Raw genomic sequence first — 18,817 nt, 5'->3', positions numbered from 1 at the left:
GACCTCAACCGAAGGTGAACATCCTCCGCCGCCCGACCGAGGGCCGATCATGCCGCCGGTCGGGCGCCGCCAACGAGGTGGGTCAGAAGCCCAGCTTGCGTAGCTGCCTCGGGTCGCGCTGCCAATCCTTCGCGACCCGCACGTGCAGGTCGAGGTAGACCCGACCGCCGAGCAGCTCCTCGATCTGCTTGCGGGCGTTGGTGCCGACCTCCTTGAGCCGACTCGCCTTGTGCCCGAGCACGATGGCCTTCTGGCTGGGCCGCTCCACGTACAGGTCGGCGTAGATCTTCATGACCTGACCCTCGGGGATCATCTCCTCCACCACCACGGCGATGGAGTGCGGCAGCTCGTCGCGGACCCCCTCCAGGGCGGCCTCCCGGATCAGCTCGGCGACCAGCACCTGCTCGGGATCGTCGGTGAGCATGTCGTCCGGGTAGAGCTGCGGCGACGGCGGCAGGTACTTGGTCATCACGTCGACGAGGGTGTCCACCTGGTGCCCGGACACCGCGCTCACCGGCACGATCTCGGCGAACTCCCCCATCTGGCTGACCGCGAGCAGCTGCTCCGCCAGGCGGCGCTTGTCCACCAGGTCGGTCTTGGTGACCACCGCCAGCACTGTCGCCTTCAACTCGGCCAGCTCGCCGGTGATGAACCGGTCACCGCGCCCGACCGGCTCGTCGGCCGGGATGCACAGGCCGATCACGTCGACCTCGGTCCAGGTGGACCGGACCAGGTCGTTGAGACGCTCGCCGAGCAGCGTACGGGGGCGGTGCAGGCCCGGCGTGTCGACGAGGACCAGCTGCGACTCCGGGCGGTGCAGCACCGCCCGGATGACGTGCCGGGTGGTCTGGGGCTTGTTCGAGGTGATGGCGATCTTGGTGCCGACGATGGCGTTGGTCAGCGTCGACTTGCCGGCGTTGGGGCGACCGACGAAACAGCCGAACCCGGCCCGGTACGGTCGCGCCTCCGGATCCTGCACCGGGCTCACTCGGTCACCGTGCCGAGGACAGTGCCGTCCGGAGCGGCCACGTGGACCGGTGCGTCCGCCGCGAGGTCGCGTACCGCAGCGTGCCCGGCACCGTCCAGCGTCGACGCCTCGGTCACCACCACCGCCGCCTCCAGCCGACTCGCCCCGGCGGCCACTGCCGAAGCGACAGCCAACTGCAACGCGGTGAGCGTCAGCGACGGCAGCGCGACACTGGCCGCCGCGTACGTCCGGCCGTCCTGGTCACGAACCGCGGCGCCCTCCACGGCGCCGACCCGCGCGCGGGCTCCCCGGGCCAGGACGACGAGCTTGCCGTCCTCGGCGCTCAGCGCACCCGACGCGGTGAAGGTGGGCCGGGCGGCAGGCGCGGCGGGTGTGTCAGGCATCGGCGGGTTGCCTCTCGTCGTCTCGGTAGTTGTCAGTGTCGTCCCCGGGGCCGGCGTGCTCGCCACGCCCCGCGCTGTCCTGCTCGTCTCCCGGCTCCACCCGGCTGACCAGCACCGTGTCGATCCGGTTGCGTCGGCCGGTGGTGCCCTCGGCGACCAGGCGAAGACCGGCGACCTCGGCCTCGGCACCCGGGATCGGCACCCGCCCCAGCGACTGGGCGAGCAGACCGCCGACCGTCTCCACCTCGTCGGTGGGCAGGTCGGTGTCGAACATCTCGCCGAGATTCTCCACCGGCAGGCGAGCGGTCACCCGCACCGAGGAGTCCGCCAGACGTTCGACGGGCGGGCGCTCGACATCGTACTCGTCGGTGATTTCACCGACGATCTCCTCCAGGATGTCCTCGATGGTGACCAGACCGCCGGTGCCGCCGTACTCGTCGACCACGATGACCAGGTGGTTGCGGGCCGCCTGCATCTCGGACAGCAGGTCGTCGACCGGCTTGGATTCCGGTACGAAGGTCGCCGGACGCATCAGCTCGGCCACCGGCAACTGCTCTGCCCTCGGGTCCCCGCCGCGGGAGCGCCGGATCAGGTCCTTGAGGTAGAGCACGCCCAGCACGTCGTCGACGCTCTCGCCGATCACCGGAATGCGGGAGAAACCGGAGCGCAGGAAGAGCGCCAGCGCCTGCGCGAGGGTCTTGCCCTCCTCGATCCACACCATCTCGGTACGCGGCACCATCACCTCACGGGCGATGGTGTCACCGAGCGCGAAGACGGAGTGGATCATCTGGCGCTCGCCGTGCTCGACCACGCCGCGCTGCTCGGCCAGGTCGACCAGCTCCCGCAGCTCCACCTGGGTGGCGAACGGGCCCTCCCGGAAGCCGCGCCCCGGGGTGACCGCGTTGCCGATCAGGATCAGCAACGACGCGAGCGGGTTGAGTGCCCGGCCCAGCCAGCGGACCAGCGGCGCCACCGCACGACCCACGGCGTAGGCGTGCTGCCGGCCGATGGTGCGCGGGGCGACGCCCACCACTACGAAGCTGACCACTGTCATCGCGCCGGCGGTCACCAGCGCGGCCCGCCAGCCTGCGCCGAAGCTGTCCACCGCCACGAGCGCCACCAGCGTGGTGGCGGTCAGCTCGGCTAGCAGCCGCAACAGCAGGAGCAGGTTGAGGTGCCGGACGACGTCGCCGGCGACGACCTGGAGGGTACGGGCGCCGCGCACGCCGTCGCGGGCCAGCTCGGCGGCGCGGGCCGGTGAGACCGCGGCGAGGGCAGCCTCGGTCATCGCGATCAGGCCGGCCAACACCACCAGGCCCGCCGCGAAGACGATCAGCTGGAAGTCGGGGAGGCCGGCGGTGGCGCCGGCCGCGAGTAACGGAGGAGTGGACATCACTGGGTGCGGGTCGACCGCCAGCTCGCCAGCAGTCGAGCCTGGAGTGCGAACATCTCCCGCTCCTCCTCCGGCTCGGCGTGGTCGTAGCCGAGCAGGTGCAGCACCCCGTGCACGGTGAGCAGGTGCAGCTCGTCGGCGGGCGCGTGCCCGGCGGTCGCCGCCTGCTTGGCCGCCACCTCTGGGCAGAGCACGATGTCGCCGAGGAGGGCGGGCTCGCCACCGGCCGGTGCGGACTCACCCGGGCCGTGGTCGACGCTGCCCTCGTCCATGGGGAAGGCGAGCACGTCGGTCGGGCCGTCGCCACCCATCCAGCGGTGGTTCAGCTCGGTCATGTAGTCGATGTCGACCAGCAGCACTGACAGCTCGGCGAGGGGGTTGACCCCCATCTCGTCGAGGGCGTGCCGGGCGACGGCGAGCACGGCGTCGGTGTCGACGTCGATACCGGACTCGTTGGCGATCTCGATGGACAACTGCTTTCCTCTGCTTTAGCGGCGGCGGCCGGCCCGGCCGCCCTGGGCGGGTCGCCCAGGCACGGCGTGAACGCCCTGCGCCTGCTGGTTCTCCCGCTCGGCGTCCCAGCGGGCGTACGCGTCGACGATCTCCCCGACCAGCTGGTGACGGACCACGTCGGAGCTGGACAACTGGGAGAAGTGCACGTCATCGACGTTTTCCAGGATCTCCCGAACCACCCGCAGGCCGCTGCTCGTCCCGCCGGGAAGGTCCACCTGGGTGATGTCACCGGTGACGACGATCTTGGAGTTGAAGCCGAGTCGGGTGAGGAACATCTTCATCTGCTCGGGCGTCGTGTTCTGCGCCTCGTCCAGGATGATGAACGCGTCGTTGAGCGTCCGACCCCGCATGTAGGCGAGGGGGGCGACCTCGATCGTGCCGGCGGCCATCAGCTTCGGGATCGTCTCCGGGTCGAGCATGTCGTGCAGCGCGTCGTAGAGCGGGCGCAGGTACGGGTCGATCTTCTCGTTGAGCGTGCCGGGCAGGAAGCCCAGTCGCTCGCCCGCCTCGACAGCCGGCCGGGTGAGGATGATCCGGTTGACCTGCTTGGCCTGCAACGCCTGGACGGCCTTCGCCATCGCCAGGTAGGTCTTTCCGGTGCCGGCCGGGCCGATGCCGAAGACGATGGTGTGGGTGTCGATCGCGTCGACGTACTTCTTCTGCCCGAGCGTCTTGGGGCGGATGGTGCGCCCGCGCCGGGAGAGGATGTTGAGTGTCAGGACCTCGGCGGGCCGCTCGGCGCTGCCCTGCTCGAGCATGCCGACGGTACGCCGGACGGCGTCACTGGTCAGGGTCTCGCCTTTCTCGATGAGTTCGAGTAGCTCGCTGAAGACCCGCTCGGCGAGAGCGTTGTCCGCGGGGTCACCGGTGATGGTGATCTCGTTGCCGCGAACGTGCACGTCACTGTTGACCGAGCGTTCGACGAGTCTGAGGATCTCGTCGCCTGCGCCGAGCAGATTGACCATGATCTTCGGGTCGGGCACGGTGATCCTGGTCTGCACCCGGGGCGGGCCGGGAGGTGGGGTGCCGGTCATAGGTTGGGCCGAAGGGCCCTGCGCACCTGCTCTCGATCTCGGCGCCGGCCTGCTGGCCTGGCGTGCGGACGTTACACCCATCGTATCCGTTCAACGCGGGCCGCATCGCGCCCATTTCCGCTGGCCGCGATCAACTCCCGGCCCGGAAGTCGTACCTGTCGAAGGTCTCCTGGTGGCGGGTGAACCGGTACGTCGCCCAGTGCATCCGGACCACCGCGCCGGCCTCGTCCCGGGTCAGTCGCAGCAGCTCACCGGCCTCCCGACCGGAGACCACGCGGAACACGTCCGGCTTGTCCTCCAGCGGGGTGAAGATCGCCGGTGGGCGTCCGGCCGGGTCACCGACCCCACGCGCCCGCAGGGTGCCGTCGTGCCAGGAGAAGACGTACTCGGATCCCTCGCCCCACCAGCGGCCGAGCGCACCCCGCAGGGCCGCCGGCGCGGGTGCGCCGGGCCGCCACGGCTCGATCTCGGCCGGGTCGTGCTCGACAGCCGCGGCGAGCAGCCGGTGCGACAGGTCGAACAGTTCGCTCGCCGTGCCGGACGAGCCGAGCACGGCGGCGCCCATCGCGCCGGGCGTGCCGTCGCCGCCTCGGCGGCCGTACACCCCGGCGAGGAAACCGGGCATGGCCCCGTCGTGCCCCACGTGCATCACCCGTTCCCCCTGCGGGATCAGGATCAGCCCGAGGCCGAAGCCCGCGCCCCAGAGCGTCTCGTCGGTGGTGGTCACCGGCCAGCGCATCTCGTCCAGGGTGGCCGGGGCGAGGACCGCGCCGGCCGGGTCCAGCGCCGCCGGGTCGGCCAGGAACGCCGCCCAGCGGGCCATGTCGGTCGCGGTGCTCCAGAGCTGGGCGGCCGGGCCGACCGCGCCGAAGTCGGTCGGCGGTTCCGGGTGCGCCTCGTCGGAGTACGCGTCCACCAGGAACCCGGTGGCCGCCGTCGGCCGTGGGGTCACAGTGGTGTCGGTCAGCCCCAGCGGCGTCAGGATCCGCTCGGTGAGCGCCTGCGCCCAGCTTCCGCCCCGGAGCCGGGCTACGAGTTGGCCGAGCACGGCCAGGCCCAGGTTGGAGTAGTGGAACCGACGGCCGGTCGGCAGCACCCGCTCGGCCCGGTCCAGTTCGGCGACCAGTTGGTCGTCGTCCGGCGCGCGCAGGCTGTCCCAGACATCGCCGAACGGCTCGCGTTGCAGGCCACCGGTGTGCGACAGCAACCGGCGTACGGTCAGGTCGCCGTGCGCCGGGAGGTCCAGGTGCCGGCCCACCGGGTCGTCCAGGTCCAGCAGCCCGTCGTCGCGGCACTGGAGGACCAGCACCGCGGTGAACGTCTTGGTGACCGAGCCGATCCGGAACTGGGTGCCCGGCCCCAGCGGGCTGTCGGTGCCGGTCTCGCCGACGGTGCAGCTCCAGAGCGGCCGGTCGGCCCGGTGCAGCGCCGCCGACACCGCCGGCACCCGGGCCTCGGCCTGCACCCGCCGCACCAACCGGTCCAGGTGCTCATTGCCGCGACCGTCCTCGCTGCGCTCGCTCACGCCAGGTTCCGGACGAGCATCGGGCCGAGCGGCGCACCACCGAGCAGGTGCGCGTGCGCGTGGAAGACCTCCTGCCCGCCGTACGCGCCGGTGTTGAACATCAGCCGGAAACCATCGCCGAGCAGACCCTCGTCCTCGGCCACGGCGGCGGACGTCGCCAGCACGTCGGCGGCCAGCGCCGGGTCGCCCTGGGCCAGCGTGGCGACGTCGGCGTAGTGCTCCTTCGGAATGACCAGGACGTGCACCGGCGCCTTCGGGTCGATGTCACGGAAGGCGAGGGTGGTGTCGGTCTCCCGGACCACTGTGGCCGGGATCTCCCCGGCGACGATGCGGCAGAACAGGCAGTCGGATCCCATCGGGGCAGTGTAAGGACTAACGGCCCGGTGGCGCTCCGGCGCAGCATGCGCCGCCGGCCCGTTCGCAGCCGAAGGTATGGCTGAGGCAGGATGGCCGGCATGACGGATCGGGCGGTACTCGTGACCGGGGCCTCGCGCGGGATCGGCCGCGCGGTGGCGAAGGCGTTCGCGGCCGGCGGCGACCGGGTGGCCATCCACCACCGCGACTCCGCCGACGCGGCCGAGGAGCTACGCGCGCAGCTGCCCGGCGACGGGCACGCGGTGGTCCGCGCCGACCTCACCGATCCGGACGCGGTCCGGGTCATGGTGGACCGGGCCGCCGAGCTGCTCGGCGGGCTGGACGTGCTGGTCAACAACGCCGGGACGTACGGCGACCGCGACGACCCGCACCCGATCTTCGGCGCCTCGTACGAGGAGTGGCAGCAGCGCTGGCGGCAGGTGCTGGAGACGAACCTGACCGGTGCCGGCAACGTCACCTGGTGCGCCGCCCAGCACATGCGCGAACGCGGCGGGCGGATCGTCAACGTCTCGTCCCGGGGCGCGTTCCGTGGTGAGCCGGAGCAGCCGGCGTACGGCGCCAGCAAGGCGGGGTTGAACGCGCTGGGCCAGTCCCTCGCCGTGGCGCTCGCGCCGTACGGCATCGCGGTGGCCACCGTCGCGCCGGGCTTCGTGGCGACCGACATGGTCACCGAGTACCTGCGCGGTGAGGAGGGCGCGGCCATCCGCGCGCAGAGCCCGTTCGACCGGGTGGGCAAACCGGAGGAGATCGCCGCCGCCGTGCACTGGCTGGCCTCGCCGCAGGCCGAGTGGGCCTCCGGCACGATCGTCGACCTCAACGGGGCCTCCTACCTGCGCAGCTGAGGCCAGCTCCGACAAGATCTTGGAAAGAAAGCGCCACTGGAGGGGCGGTTTCCTTCCAAGATCTTGGTGAAGAAGATCGGTAACCGGCGCGGGGCGGGCTGGACTACCAGCGGCCGAGGCGGGTGGCGAGCACGCTGAGGGCCGCCACCCCGGCGGTGGAGGTGCGCAGCACTGCCGGCCCGAGGCGTACGGGTCGCCCGCCGGCCTCCCGGAACGCGCTCAGCTCGGCCGGCGCGATGCCACCCTCCGGGCCGACCACCAGGACGATCTCGCCGGTGGAGGGCAACTCGGCCGTGGTGAGCCGGTCCTCGGCCTCCTCGTGCAGCACGAACCCGGCGGCGGCACCGGCGATCCGACGGGCCACAGTGGCGGTGGACTCGTCCGGCGCGCCGGCCACCACCGGCAGCCACGGCCGGCGGGCCTGCTTGGCCGCCTCCCGGGCGGTGGCCACCCACTTCTCCCGGGCGCGTACGCCCCGGTCACCGCGCCACTGGGTCACCGAGCGCGATGCCGCCCAGGGCACGATCTCGTCCACCCCGACCTCGGTCATCGCCTGCACGGCGAGCTCGCCCCGGTCGCCCTTGGCGATGCCCTGCACGGTCACCAGACGGGGTACGGGCGCGTCCGCGTACCCCCGGGAGGTGATGGTGACCTCCAGGTTGCCCCGGCCGACGGCCGTGACCACGGCGGCCGCCGTGCCACCCCGGCCGTCGGCGAGCAGCAGTTCCTCGCCGACGCGCAGTCGCTGCACTGTGGCGGCGTGGTGCCCCTCGGGGCCGTCCAGGGTCAGCGCGTCGCCGGTGGGCAGCGCCTCGACCAGGAACAGCGGCGCGGACACTCAGGCGTGCCCGTTGAACGCGTCGCGCATCCGGGAGAAGAAGCCGCCCTGCTTGGACAGCTCGGCGACCTCCTCACCACGGGTCTTGGCGAAGTCGCGCAGCATCTTCTCCTGGTCCGGGTCGAGCTTGGTCGGCGTCCGCACGTCCAGGTGCACGTAGAGGTCGCCTCGGCCGGTGCCGCGCAGGTGCGGCACGCCCCGGGCGCGCAGTCGCAGCGTGCTGGCCGGCTGGGTGCCGGCCTTGACGTCGACGGTCTCCTCGCTGTCCAGCGTCTTGATGGTCAGCCGGGTGCCCAACGCCGCCGCGGTCATCGGCACTGTGACCCGGCAGTGCAGGTCGTCGCCCTTGCGGGAGTACACGTCGTGCGGGCGCTCGTGGATCTCCACGTAGAGGTCACCGGCGGTGCCGCCACCGGGGCCCACCTCGCCCTGCTGGGCCAGCCGGATCCGCATGCCGTCCTCGACACCGGCCGGGATCTTGACCGTCAGCGAGCGGCGGGTCCGCACCCGGCCGTCGCCGGCGCAGGTGGGGCAGGGGTGCGGGATGGTGGTGCCGTAGCCCTGGCACACAGTGCACGGCCGGGCGGAGACCACCTGGCCGAGGAAGGTGCGCTGCACCGACTGCACCTCGCCCCGCCCGCCGCACGCCTCGCAGGTCGCCAGGTGCGTGCCGGCCGCCGTGCCAGCGCCCGAGCAGGTGGTGCAGAGCACAGCGGTGTCGACCGTGATCGGGGCCTCGACGCCGAACGCCGTCTCGTGCAGGTCGAGTTCGAGTCGCAGGATCGCGTCGGCGCCCGGTCGGGTACGCGGCCGTGGGCCACGGGCGCCACCGCCAGCACCGCCGAAGAACGCGTCCATGATGTCCTGGAAACCGACGAACGGGCCGGCGCCTCCGGGGCCGCCCGGGCCGCCGGCACCGCCACCACCAGGGGCGAGCGGGTCGCCACCCAGGTCGACGATCTGCCGCTTCCGGTCGTCCGAGAGGACCTCGTACGCGGCGTTGATGTCCTTGAACTTCTCCTGAGCCTCCGGGTCCGGATTGACGTCCGGGTGGAACTGGCGGGCCAGCTTGCGGTAGGCGCGCTTGATCTCGTCATCGGAGGCTTCCCGGCTCACACCGAGAATGCCGTAGTAGTCCCTGGCCACTGCGTTCCGTGTCCTCATGTTCGTCTCGCGTTGCGCCGGTCGGCGGCCGCAGCCGGCCGCATCGGCCCTGACCAATCAGTTCTGGGCCAGCAACTCGCCCACGTAGCGTGCCACGGCGCGCACCGTGGCGATGTTGCCGGGGTAGTCCATCCGGGTGGGCCCCAGCACCCCCAGGCCGCCCACGATGGTGGTGCCCGGGCCGTACCCGGTGCTGACCACCGAGGCGGCGCGCAGGTTGTCGAACTCGTTCTCGTCGCCGATCAGCACCCGGGTCGTGCTCGGCTCGGTCTCACCGATGAGCTTGAGCAGCACGACCTCCTCCTCCAGAGCTTCGAGGATCGGCCGCAGGGAGCCCTGGAAGTCGAGCAGGCCGCCCCGGGTGAGGTTCGCGGTGCCGGCGAGCGCGATCCGCTCCTCGTGCCGCTCGACGAGCGTCTCCAGCAGGACGGTGGCGAGGGTGGTCATGGTCGGACGCAGCCCGGTCGGCGCTTCCTCGACCAGCGCCTGCACCAGCGGCGGCGTCTCGGACAACCGGGCGTTGGCGAGCTTCTCGTTGATCAGTCGACGCAGGTCGGTGACGTCGTCGGCGGGCACCGGCCCGGGCAGCTCCACGAGCCGCTGCTCCACCCGCCCGGTGTCGGCGATCATGACGAGCATGAGCCGGGTGGTGGAGATCGGCACCAGCTCCAGGTGGCGCACCGAGGAACGCGCCAGGCTCGGGTACTGCACGACGGCGACCTGACGGGTCAGCTGGGCGAGCAACCGCACCGTGCGGTGTACGACGTCGTCGAGGTCGACAGCGCCGACCAGGAAGCGCTCGATGGCCCGGCGTTCGGCCGGGCTGAGCGGCTTGACCCGGGACAACCGGTCGACGAAGAGGCGGTAGCCACGGTCGGTGGGCACCCGGCCGGCACTGGTGTGCGGCTGCCGGATGTAGCCCTCCTCCTCCAGCACGGCCATGTCGTTGCGGACCGTGGCCGGGGAGACCCCGAGCTGGTGCCGCTCGACCAGCGCCTTGCTGCCGACCGGCTCCTGGGTGGAGACGTAGTCCTCGACGATGGCGCGGAGCACGGCGAGTTTCCGGTCGTCGAGACCCATCCTCCGCACCTCCTGTCGCACGTCGGCCACCGGCACTCTGGGCCGGTCGGGCCGTCCTGGCACTCGACTGTAACGAGTGCCAGTCTACGTCGGCGGGCCCGTCGACGCGATGATCAACGGCCACCCGTCGGTGCGGCCCGCGCCACCCTTGTTGGGCCGATCGGCCCGCACTGCCAGGCGGTGTCGCTCTGGTGCGGCGTTGCCAACGGCCCCTACCGTGACATCCATGACTGAACCTCCTCGCCCTCCCGGGTCGGGCGACGCCGGCAGCTACCCGCCGGAGCCCACCTCCCCGGGCCCGTACCCGTCGGCCGAGCCGCCCACCGCACCACTGTCCGGGGCTCCCGGCCCGGCCGGCTATCCCCCGGCCGGTGGCTATCCACCGCCCACCGGTGACCAACCGCCGTCAGGCGGCTACCCTCCGGCAGGCGGCTACCCCCCGCCCGGGGGCTATCCCCCACCCGGCGGCTACCCGGCCGGCGGGGCCTACGGCGGCCCCGGCGGCGGTTACGCCAACAACGAGGACAAGACCTGGTCGCTGGTCGCGCACTTCGGCGGCGCCGCCGGCATGATCATCAGCGGCGGTGTGCTCGGCTGGATCGCCCCGCTGGTGGCGATGCTGGCACGCGGCAACCAGTCCCCGACGGTGCGGGCGCACGCTGTGGCAGCGCTCAACTTCCAGCTCATCTGGTCGATCGTCGGTCTGGTCGGCTGGGTGCTGTCCTGCATCCTGATCGGCTTCATCGGGGTCGGGGCGGCCATCATCCTCGGTGCCGTGTTCGGCATCATCGCCGGCATCAAAGCCAACGAGGGCCAGCTCTACCGCTACCCGCTCGCCGCGAGCTTCATCAAGTGAACCGGGCCGGCCGCTCCCCCGGCCGGTCCGGATCACCGCGGTCCCGGTCGGGGGGCGGTAGGCCACTCAGGGCAGCAGGTCGCGGACGACAGCGTCGGCGAGCAGCCGTCCACGCACTGTGAGCACCGCCCGGCCGGCGGCGTACTCGTCGGCGGCCAGCAGGCCGCCGGCAAGCGCCCGCTCGGCGCCGGCCCGACCGGTGGCGTCGAGCACCGCCAACGGGAGACCGCTGGCCAGCCGCAGCCGCAGCATCACGTCCTCCATGTGCGCCTCGTCGACGGTGAGCACCTCCCGGGCCAGGCCGGGAGACGCGCCGGCGGCCAACCGCTGGGCGTACGCCGAGGGGTGCTTCACGTTCCACCAGCGCACCCCGCCGACGTGGCTGTGCGCCCCCGGCCCCAGCCCCCACCAGTCCGCGCCGGTCCAGTAGAGCAGGTTGTGCCGGCAGCGGGCCTCCTCGGTGCGGGCCCAGTTGGAGACCTCGTACCAGGAGAGCCCGGCCGCGTCGAGCGCGGCCTCGGCGGCCAGGTAGCGGTCCGCGGCCACGTCGTCACTGGGGTACGCCAGCTCGCCGCGTCGCATCCGGGCGGCGAGCCGGGTGCCGTCCTCGACGATCAGGGCGTACGCGCTGACGTGGTCCACCCCGGCGGCGACGACCTGCTCCAGCGAGGCGGCGAAGTCCTCGGCCCGCTCCCCCGGGGTGCCGTAGATCAGGTCCAGGTTGACGTGCTCGAACCCGGCGTCGCGCGCCTCCAGGGCGGCGGCGGTGGCCCGGCCGGCGCTGTGTTTGCGGTCCAGGATCGCCAGCACCCCCGGGGAGGCGGACTGCATGCCCAGCGAGATCCGGGTGTAGCCGGCGGCCCGCAGCAGCTTCAACGATTCCGGGGTGACCGACTCGGGGTTGGCCTCGGTGGTCACTTCGGCGTCGGCGGCCAGCCCCCAGGTGCGGTCGATGCCGTCGAGGATGCGGGCCAGGTCGTCGGCGGGGAGCAGGGTGGGCGTGCCGCCGCCGACGAAGACGGTGTCCACCCGGGGCGGCGGGGTGTCGCCGAGCACCCGGGCGGCGAGCGTCAGCTCGGCCAGGACGGTGTCGGCGTACCCCTCGCGGCTGGCGCCGCCGCCCAGTTCGGAGGCGGTGTAGGTGTTGAAGTCGCAGTAGCCGCAACGGCTGGCGCAGAACGGGACGTGCACGTACACGCCGAAGCCGCGCGCGCCGACCGCCGTGGTGGCGGTGGCGGGCAACGATCCGTCGACGGGGACGGTCTCACCATCTGGAAGGACGCCGGGCATGGCCACTAGTGTGCCCGGCATGACCTCTCCCGACGTCCTCGTGCGGGTCGCCACGGCCCGTGGGGTGACCACCCTCACCCTGGACAGCCCGCACAACCGCAACGCGCTCTCCACCGGCCTCATGACCCAGCTGCTGGCGGGGCTCGCGGACGCGGTCGCCGACGAGGCGGTGCGAGCGATCGTGCTCGATCACACCGGCCCGGTCTTCTGCTCGGGCGCCGACCTGAAGGAGACCGCCGCGGCGTACGCCAGCGGGACGGTGCCGGCCGGCATGCTGGGTGACGTGCTCGCGGCGATCTGGGAGTGCCCGAAGCCGGTGCTGGCCCGGGTCGGCGGGCCGGCGCGGGCCGGCGGGCTGGGCCTGATCGCCGCCGCCGACCTGGCGGTCTGCGCCGACGAGGCGACGTTCGCGTTCACCGAGGTACGCATCGGGGTGATCCCGGCGGTCATCTCGGCGACAGTGCTGCCCCGGCTGCACCCCCGCGCCGCCGCCGAGCTGTACCTGACCGGCGACACCTTCGACGGCCGCCGGGCCGCCGAGATCGGCCTGGTGACGGCCTCGGTCCCGGCGGACGGGTTGGACGACGCGGTACGCGGCTACTGCGACTCGCTGGTGCGCGGCGCGCCCGGGGCGCTGGCCGGCGCGAAGGAGCTGCTGCGCCGACCGGGTACCGCCGAGCTGCGCGCGGACCTGGCCCGGCTCTCCGCCGTCTCGACCGGCTACTTCCGGTCGGACGAGGGGCGCGAGGGGGTCACCGCGTTCCGGGAAAAGCGACCGGCGCGTTGGTTGCCCGCTCTCGACGACTGAGCATCCGGGTAGGCGTTGCGGCTCGCCGGTCCTTTGCTCTGCTTCAACCGGCGCAACAGCCGCTGTCCGGATATCGGACAGGTGGTGTTGCGTCCGGTGAAGCAGAGCAAAGGACGCAGACGAGGGTCGTCGCCCGGCCGGGCTGGCTGAGCGCCGCCGTCGTTCAGCGACGCCCCAGGTGTCCTGTCGGGTCACCAGGCGGTCGCGCCGCCATCGACCGGGTAGTTCGCCCCGGTGATGTACGACGCCCGGTCGGACGCGAGGAAGACCACCAGCTCGACGACCTCCTCGGGGCGCGCGAAGCGCTTGAGGAGCGTCTTGGCGGTGATGGCGTCCCGGGCCTCCTGGTTGTCACCGAGGTCGCGTTCGCTGGCCGGGGTGAGGGTGGGCCCGGGGCTGATCGCCACCGCGCGGATCCCGTGGGGCGCACCTTCGAGCGCGAGTTGTCGCGTCATGCCGATGATGCCGGCGTTCGCGGCGGTGTGACCGACCATCGGCGGGACGTGGCCGCCGATCATCCCGGCCATGGAGGCGGCGCTGATGATGACGCCACCACCGCGCCGGACCAGGTGCGGCCAGGCGAACTTCGACACGAAGTACGGAATGTCGAGTTCTCCGGTGATGGTGTAGCGCCAGTCCTCCACGGAGAAGTCGGGCATCGGGCCGAAGCGGAGCGCCGCCGCGTTGTTGTAGACCACGTCGAGCCCGCCGTAGGCGGCGGCAGCGTCGTCGACGAGCTTGCGCACCTGCTCGGGGTCGGTGAGGTCGACCGGCGCGATGCCGGTCATCTCGCCGCCGGCGCGGCGGACGAGTTCGACAGTTTCGTCGTTGCCGGCGACCTGGAGGTCGGCCCCGACGACCTTCGCGCCCTCGCGGGCGAAGGTCAGCGCCGCGACGCGGCCCAGCCCCCCGCCGGTGCCGGTGATCAGCACGACCTTGCCATCGAGCGTTCCCATGGCACTCCTCCTTGTTGGGCGACCAACGCGTCCGGCTGTGCGGGGCGGTAGGTCGGATTGACATGTCAACTGACCTAAGTCCTTGACTGGTCAATCGCTTCCCGATATCGCTTACCCGGTGACGCGCGCGACAGCCCCGCATCGGGGCGGGTGACGGAACGACGCGGGCAGGTGAGATCGCGACCGGAGCGGGAACGTCGCCAACCGGTACGCGGCAGCGGAGCCGACCCCGAACCGGTCGGAGTCGACCAGGTCGGGCCCGAACCGCTCGGACGACCCGGAGGGGGCCTGCGGGGACGTACGCTTGTCAGACTGTCGATCTGGGGGTGTGGGTGCGAACTCGGGCAACCGTGGCGGGTGGAGTGGTGCTCATCCTCGTCGCCGTGATCGCGATCTGGCTCGTCGTACGGCAGGTCGGCGACAATCTGAAGTTGCCACTGATGGCACGCAAGTGCACAGTGCAGGCCGACGGACGGGTCGCGCTGGACGCCGACCAGATGGCCAACGCGGCGACCATCGCGGCGATCGGCGCGAAGCGCGGAATGCCCGAGCGGGCCGTCGTGGTCGCGCTCGCCACCGCGTACCAGGAGTCCGGGCTGCGCAACCTCGCCGACGGCGACCGCGACTCGGTCGGCCTGTTCCAGCAGCGACCGAGCCAGGGCTGGGGCACTCCGGCGCAGATCCGCGACCCGCGCTACGCGGCCAACCGGTTCTACGCGGCCCTGAAGAAGGTGCGCGGCTGGGAGGAAATGCGGGTCACCGACGCCGCCCAGCGGGTGCAGCGCTCGGCATTCCCCGAGGCGTACCAGAAGTGGGCCGACGACTCCGAGGTGCTCAGCCGGGCTCTGCTCGGCGACGCCAGCGGCGCGGTCGCCTGCACGGTGGGGCGCACCCCGGTGATGCACGGCGCGGCGGCGGCCGCCCAACTGACCCGCAACCTGGTGCTGGACTGGGGGTTGAAGGGCACCGACCCGACCGACCCGACCGGGTTGGCGGTGACTCCGGGCGACCAGCGCGACGGCTGGCGGTACGCGCACTGGCTGGTGTCGCACGCCCAGGACCACGGGGTGAAGCGGGTCCGCTTCGGCGACCTGGAGTGGACCGCCCGCGACGGCTCGTGGGGCCGGGTGGACGGCCAGCAGAGCCCCGCCGGTCAGGTGGTGGCCGAGGTGTTCAACGAGGGTTGACCGACCCGGATCTCTTAACCGGCGGTCACCGCACAATCGGGCAAGACGCATTAAATCGCTCTATTGAACGCGTAGATCTCACTCTGTGCGTTTCTCTCGCTGCGTGGGGTCCCACCGGGGCCAAATCCCGCACCGCACCCTCCCCGACGCCTGGACCGCCGCGTTACGATCGGCGGCCTGTGCCAGAAAAGGTTTCACCTCATGGGGAGGGGTACGACGCGGTGTTCGATTACGGCGACCGGACCGGTTACGAACCGATCAGCGACACTGACCGCAAGGAGTTCCACGAGCAGGGCTTCCTCCTGCTGCGCAACGTCCTGACGGAGGACCACCGGGCGGCGCTGGAGGCGGCGGTCGACCGCGTCTACGCGGAGGAGCAGGCGAAGGGCACCACCAAGAAGGACGGCACCCTGCACCTGCTGGGCTTCCTGGAGCGCGACGAGCTCTTCGGTGAGCTGCTGACCCACCCGATCGCCTTCCCGTACATGTGGGGACTGGCCGGCTGGAACATCTACACGCACCACAACCACCTGGACGTCACCCCGCCGGCCGCCGAGCCGGAGAAGCCGTACTGGGGTTGGCACCAGGACGGGTACCGGCAGAACTCCGACCCGGAGACGATGGACCCGAACCTGCCTCGGCCGATGTTCTCGCTGAAGGTCGCGTACGTGCTGTCGGACCTCTCCGAGACCGGCCGCGGCGCCACCAAGGTCATCCCGGGTAGCCACCTGAAGAACTCGCTGCCCCGGCCGGCGGACCTCACGGTGCAGAACCCCGACCCGGAGGGCACGGTGGAGATCACCGCCAACCCGGGCGACGCCTTCATCTTCGACCGCCGGCAGTGGCACTCGCGGTCGACGAACCTGTCGACCATCACCCGCAAGATGCTCTTCGTCGGCTACACCTACCGGTGGATCCGCCCGCTGGACGAGCTGCACCCCGACGTGAACGGCGAGTGGTACCGCAACCGCACCCCCGTGCAGCGCCAGCTGATCGGTGAGGGCACCCACACCGCCAACTACTGGGGCATCAACTGGGACGGGTACGTCGACGACGAGATCCCGCTGCGCAAGGAACTCAAGGAGCGCGGTCTGCTCGACCGCAACATCCCCTGGCTCCGCTGACCCACTGCTCGTAGAACGGCCCCCCGCCGACGCTCAGCGTTGGCGGGGGGCCGTTCCACGTCCGCGGTTCTCCCGGCTCGCCGCCAGCCTGGCCGAGGACCCCACCGTTCGGGGCGCGGCGCAGACCGCCGTCCCGCTACTCACCCTCATCGGGGAGTGGTTGGTCGCCGGTGGCGCTCAGCCGCGGGAGGTGAGGCGGCGGCGGGCCTTCTCCCGGAGCGGTTCCGGCAGGCCCTCCGCTTCGAGCAGCCGGGGCAGCAGCTCCGGCTCCAGGCTGGTCGCCCGGAAGACCTCGCCGATGGTCACGCCGTGCGCGGGCCGCTCCACCACCTCGACCGGGTCACCCGGGCCGACCTCGCCCTCCCGCAGCACCCGCAGGTAGGCGCCGGGCAGTGCCCGCGCGGTGAACCGCTTGATCAGATCCGGTACGCCCCAGAACCCGGCGAAAGTGGTGCAGGGCGTCCGCGGCTTGGTGACCTGGAGCAGGGCGGACCCGACCTGCCACTGCTCGCCGATCACCGCACCCGTGACGTCGACCGCGTAGGTGGTCAGGTTCTCGCCGAAGCCCCCGGGTCGCACGGCCCGGCCCAGTTCGCCCGCCCACCAGGCGGCGTCCTCCTCGGCGTAGACGTAGACCGCCTGGTCAGGACCGCCGTGATGGGCTGGCTCGCCGATGAAGTCGCCGACCAGCCCGTCGGCGCGGATCAGCACCGGCCCGTCCACCGGCCGCTTGTCGATGCCGCTGCGACCGCTCGCGTCGCCGGCCCACTGCGCCTCGGTCACAATGCCGAGATTCACCGCTGCCACCCTGCCCGTCACGACCGTCAGCCTAGGTGAAGTCGCCGTGCGGGCTTGACCTTGACGCTGCGTCAACCCTGCATGCTGGCCGCCATGAGCATCCCGCCAAGAACGGATCAGGCCCAGCAGCCCGTGATACACGTGCGCGGCCTGGAGAAGTCGTTCAAGCAGCTGAAGGTGCTGCGCGGCGTCGACATCGACGTGGCGCGGGGCAGCATCTTCGCCCTGCTGGGCTCGAACGGGGCGGGCAAGACCACAGTGGTGAAGATCCTGGCCACACTCCTCAGGGCCGACGGCGGCACGGCCCGGGTCGCCGGCTTCGACGTCGCGGCGCAGGCTGCCGGGGTACGCGAGTCGATCAGTCTCACTGGGCAGTTCGCGGCGGTCGACGAGATCCTCACCGGGCGGGAGAACCTGGTCCTGGTCGCCCGGCTGCGGCACCTCACGGAGCCCGGTGCGATCGCAGACGACCTGCTGAAGCGCTTCTCGCTGACCGAGGCGGGCACCCGGAGGGTGGCGACGTACTCCGGCGGAATGCGCCGCCGCCTCGACATCGCGATGAGCCTGATCGGGAACCCGCCGGTCATCTTCCTCGACGAGCCGACGACCGGGCTGGACCCAGAGGCGCGCATCGAGGTGTGGCAGGCCGTCAAGGAACTCGCGAAGGGCGGCACGACCGTGCTGCTCACCACCCAGTACCTCGACGAGGCGGAACATCTCGCCGACCGGATCGCGATCCTGCACGAGGGCCGGATCCTCGTCAACGGCACCCTCGACGAACTCAAGCAGCTCCTCCCACCCGCGAAGATCGAGTACGTCGAGAAGCAGCCGAGCCTCGAGGACGTCTTCCTCACCCTCGTCGGCGCCAAGACGGAGAAGGAACAACGATGAACAAGCACTTCCTCGGCGACACCACCGTCCTGCTGGGTCGTTCACTGCGCCACATCGCCCGCAGCCCGGACACCATCATCACCACCGCGGTCATGCCGATCGCCTTCATGCTGCTGTTCGTCTACGTCTTCGGCGGCGCCATCCAGACCGGCTCCGACTCGTACGTGAACTACCTGCTCCCCGGCATCCTGCTCATCACGATCGCCTCGGGAATCTCCTACACCGCCTTCCGGCTCTTCCAGGACATGCAGGGCGGCATCTTCGAACGGTTCCAGTCCATGCCGATCGCACGATCCTCGGTGCTCTGGGCGCACGTGCTGACCTCGCTGGTCGCCAACCTGATCTCGCTCGTCGTCGTCGTCCTCGTGGCCGTCCTGATGGGCTTCCGTTCGGGGGCCGGCGTGCTGGGGTGGCTGTCGGTCGCCGGCATTCTGCTTCTGCTCACCTTGGCGCTGACCTGGGTCGCCGTGATCCCCGGCCTCACCGCGAAGACCGTCGACGGCGCGAGCGCGTTCTCCTACCCGGTCGTCTTCCTGCCGTTCGTCAGCTCTGCCTTCGTGCCCACCCAGTCCATGCCCGGCCCCGTGCGCGCCTTCGCCGAGCACCAGCCGGTGACCTCCATCGTCAATGCGATCCGGGACCTGTTCACCCAACAGCCGGTCGGCACCGACATCTGGATCGCCCTCGCCTGGTGCGTCGGCATCCTCGTTCTCGCCTACCTGTTCGCCACGATCACCTACCGGCGCAAGATCTCCTGAGCAGGTGCCGACCG

20 protein-coding genes are annotated in these 18,817 nt (G+C 71.6%); 7 read left to right on the top strand and 13 right to left on the bottom strand.

Annotated elements, in window-relative coordinates; all coding sequences use genetic code 11:
- Window positions 1-82 precede the first annotated feature (82 nt).
- The 7 genes from era to OH804_RS00370 form a co-directional block, all read right to left on the bottom strand.
- Window positions 83-979, bottom strand: a complete 897-nt coding sequence (gene era, locus OH804_RS00400) for a GTPase Era (protein WP_372433024.1) — start codon at window positions 977-979, stop codon at window positions 83-85.
- Window positions 980-984: 5 nt separating this feature from the next.
- Window positions 985-1,371, bottom strand: a complete 387-nt coding sequence (locus OH804_RS00395; protein ID WP_196919273.1) for a cytidine deaminase — start codon at window positions 1,369-1,371, stop codon at window positions 985-987.
- Window positions 1,364-2,788: a hemolysin family protein gene (locus OH804_RS00390; protein WP_112677216.1), complete on the bottom strand. Its 1,425-nt coding sequence runs from the start codon at window positions 2,786-2,788 to the stop codon at window positions 1,364-1,366. Before OH804_RS00390 ends, OH804_RS00395 begins: the two co-directional genes overlap by 8 nt.
- Window positions 2,764-3,237, bottom strand: a complete 474-nt coding sequence (gene ybeY / locus OH804_RS00385; RefSeq protein ID WP_406061986.1) for an rRNA maturation RNase YbeY — start codon at window positions 3,235-3,237, stop codon at window positions 2,764-2,766. The genes OH804_RS00390 and ybeY overlap by 25 nt, the downstream gene beginning before the upstream one ends.
- A 15-nt stretch (window positions 3,238-3,252) precedes the next feature.
- A complete protein-coding gene (locus tag OH804_RS00380) occupies window positions 3,253-4,311 on the bottom strand; it encodes a PhoH family protein (protein WP_124861046.1) in 1,059 nt (352 codons plus the stop codon).
- 130 nt (window positions 4,312-4,441) lie between these two features.
- Window positions 4,442-5,836, bottom strand: coding sequence for a serine hydrolase domain-containing protein (locus OH804_RS00375; RefSeq protein ID WP_406061983.1), 1,395 nt, complete (start codon window positions 5,834-5,836; stop codon window positions 4,442-4,444).
- The gene (locus OH804_RS00370; RefSeq protein WP_406061981.1) at window positions 5,833-6,192 is read right to left on the bottom strand and encodes a histidine triad nucleotide-binding protein; all 360 of its coding nucleotides are present in this window, start codon (window positions 6,190-6,192) and stop codon (window positions 5,833-5,835) included. The genes OH804_RS00375 and OH804_RS00370 overlap by 4 nt, the downstream gene beginning before the upstream one ends.
- 99 nt (window positions 6,193-6,291) lie before the next feature.
- Between OH804_RS00370 and OH804_RS00365 the strand changes: the two genes are divergently transcribed.
- Window positions 6,292-7,053 (top strand): SDR family NAD(P)-dependent oxidoreductase, encoded by a 762-nt coding sequence (locus tag OH804_RS00365; protein ID WP_406061979.1) that lies wholly within the window; start codon window positions 6,292-6,294, stop codon window positions 7,051-7,053.
- A gap of 103 nt (window positions 7,054-7,156) precedes the next feature.
- On the opposite strand, the gene OH804_RS00360 is transcribed toward OH804_RS00365, so the two are convergent.
- From OH804_RS00360 to hrcA, 3 genes are all read right to left on the bottom strand, one after another.
- Window positions 7,157-7,891, bottom strand: coding sequence for a 16S rRNA (uracil(1498)-N(3))-methyltransferase (locus OH804_RS00360; RefSeq protein ID WP_406061977.1), 735 nt, complete (start codon window positions 7,889-7,891; stop codon window positions 7,157-7,159).
- Window positions 7,892-9,037, bottom strand: a complete 1,146-nt coding sequence (dnaJ, locus tag OH804_RS00355; RefSeq protein WP_181518639.1) for a molecular chaperone DnaJ — start codon at window positions 9,035-9,037, stop codon at window positions 7,892-7,894.
- A 75-nt stretch (window positions 9,038-9,112) separates the two neighbouring features.
- The gene (gene hrcA / locus OH804_RS00350; RefSeq protein ID WP_091409786.1) at window positions 9,113-10,135 is read right to left on the bottom strand and encodes a heat-inducible transcriptional repressor HrcA; all 1,023 of its coding nucleotides are present in this window, start codon (window positions 10,133-10,135) and stop codon (window positions 9,113-9,115) included.
- A gap of 226 nt (window positions 10,136-10,361) precedes the next feature.
- Here hrcA and OH804_RS00345 point away from each other — a divergent pair, with 226 nt between their 5' ends.
- The gene (locus OH804_RS00345) at window positions 10,362-10,991 is read left to right on the top strand and encodes a DUF4870 domain-containing protein (RefSeq protein WP_406061975.1); all 630 of its coding nucleotides are present in this window, start codon (window positions 10,362-10,364) and stop codon (window positions 10,989-10,991) included.
- Between the two features lie 66 nt (window positions 10,992-11,057).
- Here the strand turns inward: OH804_RS00345 and hemW are convergent, their stop codons facing one another.
- The gene (gene hemW / locus OH804_RS00340; RefSeq protein WP_196924593.1) at window positions 11,058-12,281 is read right to left on the bottom strand and encodes a radical SAM family heme chaperone HemW; all 1,224 of its coding nucleotides are present in this window, start codon (window positions 12,279-12,281) and stop codon (window positions 11,058-11,060) included.
- A 19-nt stretch (window positions 12,282-12,300) separates the two neighbouring features.
- On the opposite strand from hemW, the gene OH804_RS00335 reads away from it, so the two are divergent.
- A complete protein-coding gene (locus tag OH804_RS00335) occupies window positions 12,301-13,089 on the top strand; it encodes an enoyl-CoA hydratase-related protein (RefSeq protein WP_406061973.1) in 789 nt (262 codons plus the stop codon).
- Between the two features lie 191 nt (window positions 13,090-13,280).
- Here OH804_RS00335 and OH804_RS00330 read toward each other — a convergent pair whose 3' ends face one another.
- Window positions 13,281-14,045: an SDR family NAD(P)-dependent oxidoreductase gene (locus OH804_RS00330; RefSeq protein ID WP_357357285.1), complete on the bottom strand. Its 765-nt coding sequence runs from the start codon at window positions 14,043-14,045 to the stop codon at window positions 13,281-13,283.
- A 326-nt stretch (window positions 14,046-14,371) separates the two neighbouring features.
- On the opposite strand from OH804_RS00330, the gene OH804_RS00325 reads away from it, so the two are divergent.
- Window positions 14,372-15,232 (top strand): hypothetical protein, encoded by an 861-nt coding sequence (locus OH804_RS00325; RefSeq protein WP_196919281.1) that lies wholly within the window; start codon window positions 14,372-14,374, stop codon window positions 15,230-15,232.
- Between the two features lie 221 nt (window positions 15,233-15,453).
- Window positions 15,454-16,356 carry a phytanoyl-CoA dioxygenase family protein gene (locus tag OH804_RS00320; protein ID WP_091409805.1) on the top strand — a complete coding sequence of 301 codons (903 nt, stop codon included), beginning with the start codon at window positions 15,454-15,456 and terminating at the stop codon, window positions 16,354-16,356.
- A gap of 177 nt (window positions 16,357-16,533) precedes the next feature.
- Here OH804_RS00320 and OH804_RS00315 read toward each other — a convergent pair whose 3' ends face one another.
- Window positions 16,534-17,175, bottom strand: a complete 642-nt coding sequence (locus tag OH804_RS00315; protein ID WP_406061971.1) for an MOSC domain-containing protein — start codon at window positions 17,173-17,175, stop codon at window positions 16,534-16,536.
- A 72-nt stretch (window positions 17,176-17,247) separates the two neighbouring features.
- Between OH804_RS00315 and OH804_RS00310 the strand changes: the two genes are divergently transcribed.
- Together OH804_RS00310 and OH804_RS00305 are read left to right on the top strand one after the other, a co-directional pair.
- The gene (locus OH804_RS00310) at window positions 17,248-18,045 is read left to right on the top strand and encodes an ABC transporter ATP-binding protein (protein ID WP_406061969.1); all 798 of its coding nucleotides are present in this window, start codon (window positions 17,248-17,250) and stop codon (window positions 18,043-18,045) included.
- Window positions 18,042-18,803, top strand: coding sequence for an ABC transporter permease (locus OH804_RS00305; protein WP_406061967.1), 762 nt, complete (start codon window positions 18,042-18,044; stop codon window positions 18,801-18,803). The genes OH804_RS00310 and OH804_RS00305 overlap by 4 nt, the downstream gene beginning before the upstream one ends.
- Window positions 18,804-18,817: the final 14 nt, after the last annotated feature.

Origin of the sequence: Micromonospora sp. NBC_00860 (assembly GCF_045207375.1) — a bacterium.
GTDB lineage: Bacteria > Actinomycetota > Actinomycetes > Mycobacteriales > Micromonosporaceae > Micromonospora > Micromonospora vinacea.
The sequence above is the reverse complement of the archived record's forward strand: the minus strand, read 5'-3'. Positions and strand labels throughout refer to the sequence as shown.

What these genes read in the sequence shown, in the direction of transcription:
- hrcA (WP_091409786.1), bottom strand. Translation starts at nt 10,135, where the DNA reads ATGGGTCTCGACGACCGGAAACTCGCCGTGCTCCGCGCCATCGTCGAG.
- OH804_RS00335 (WP_406061973.1), top strand. Translation starts at nt 12,301, where the DNA reads ATGACCTCTCCCGACGTCCTCGTGCGGGTCGCCACGGCCCGTGGGGTG.
- OH804_RS00380 (WP_124861046.1), bottom strand. Translation starts at nt 4,311, where the DNA reads ATGACCGGCACCCCACCTCCCGGCCCGCCCCGGGTGCAGACCAGGATC.
- OH804_RS00370 (WP_406061981.1), bottom strand. Translation starts at nt 6,192, where the DNA reads ATGGGATCCGACTGCCTGTTCTGCCGCATCGTCGCCGGGGAGATCCCG.
- OH804_RS00365 (WP_406061979.1), top strand. Translation starts at nt 6,292, where the DNA reads ATGACGGATCGGGCGGTACTCGTGACCGGGGCCTCGCGCGGGATCGGC.
- OH804_RS00330 (WP_357357285.1), bottom strand. Translation starts at nt 14,045, where the DNA reads ATGGGAACGCTCGATGGCAAGGTCGTGCTGATCACCGGCACCGGCGGG.
- hemW (WP_196924593.1), bottom strand. Translation starts at nt 12,281, where the DNA reads ATGCCCGGCGTCCTTCCAGATGGTGAGACCGTCCCCGTCGACGGATCG.
- OH804_RS00395 (WP_196919273.1), bottom strand. Translation starts at nt 1,371, where the DNA reads ATGCCTGACACACCCGCCGCGCCTGCCGCCCGGCCCACCTTCACCGCG.
- OH804_RS00310 (WP_406061969.1), top strand. Translation starts at nt 17,248, where the DNA reads ATGAGCATCCCGCCAAGAACGGATCAGGCCCAGCAGCCCGTGATACAC.
- OH804_RS00345 (WP_406061975.1), top strand. Translation starts at nt 10,362, where the DNA reads ATGACTGAACCTCCTCGCCCTCCCGGGTCGGGCGACGCCGGCAGCTAC.
- OH804_RS00305 (WP_406061967.1), top strand. Translation starts at nt 18,042, where the DNA reads ATGAACAAGCACTTCCTCGGCGACACCACCGTCCTGCTGGGTCGTTCA.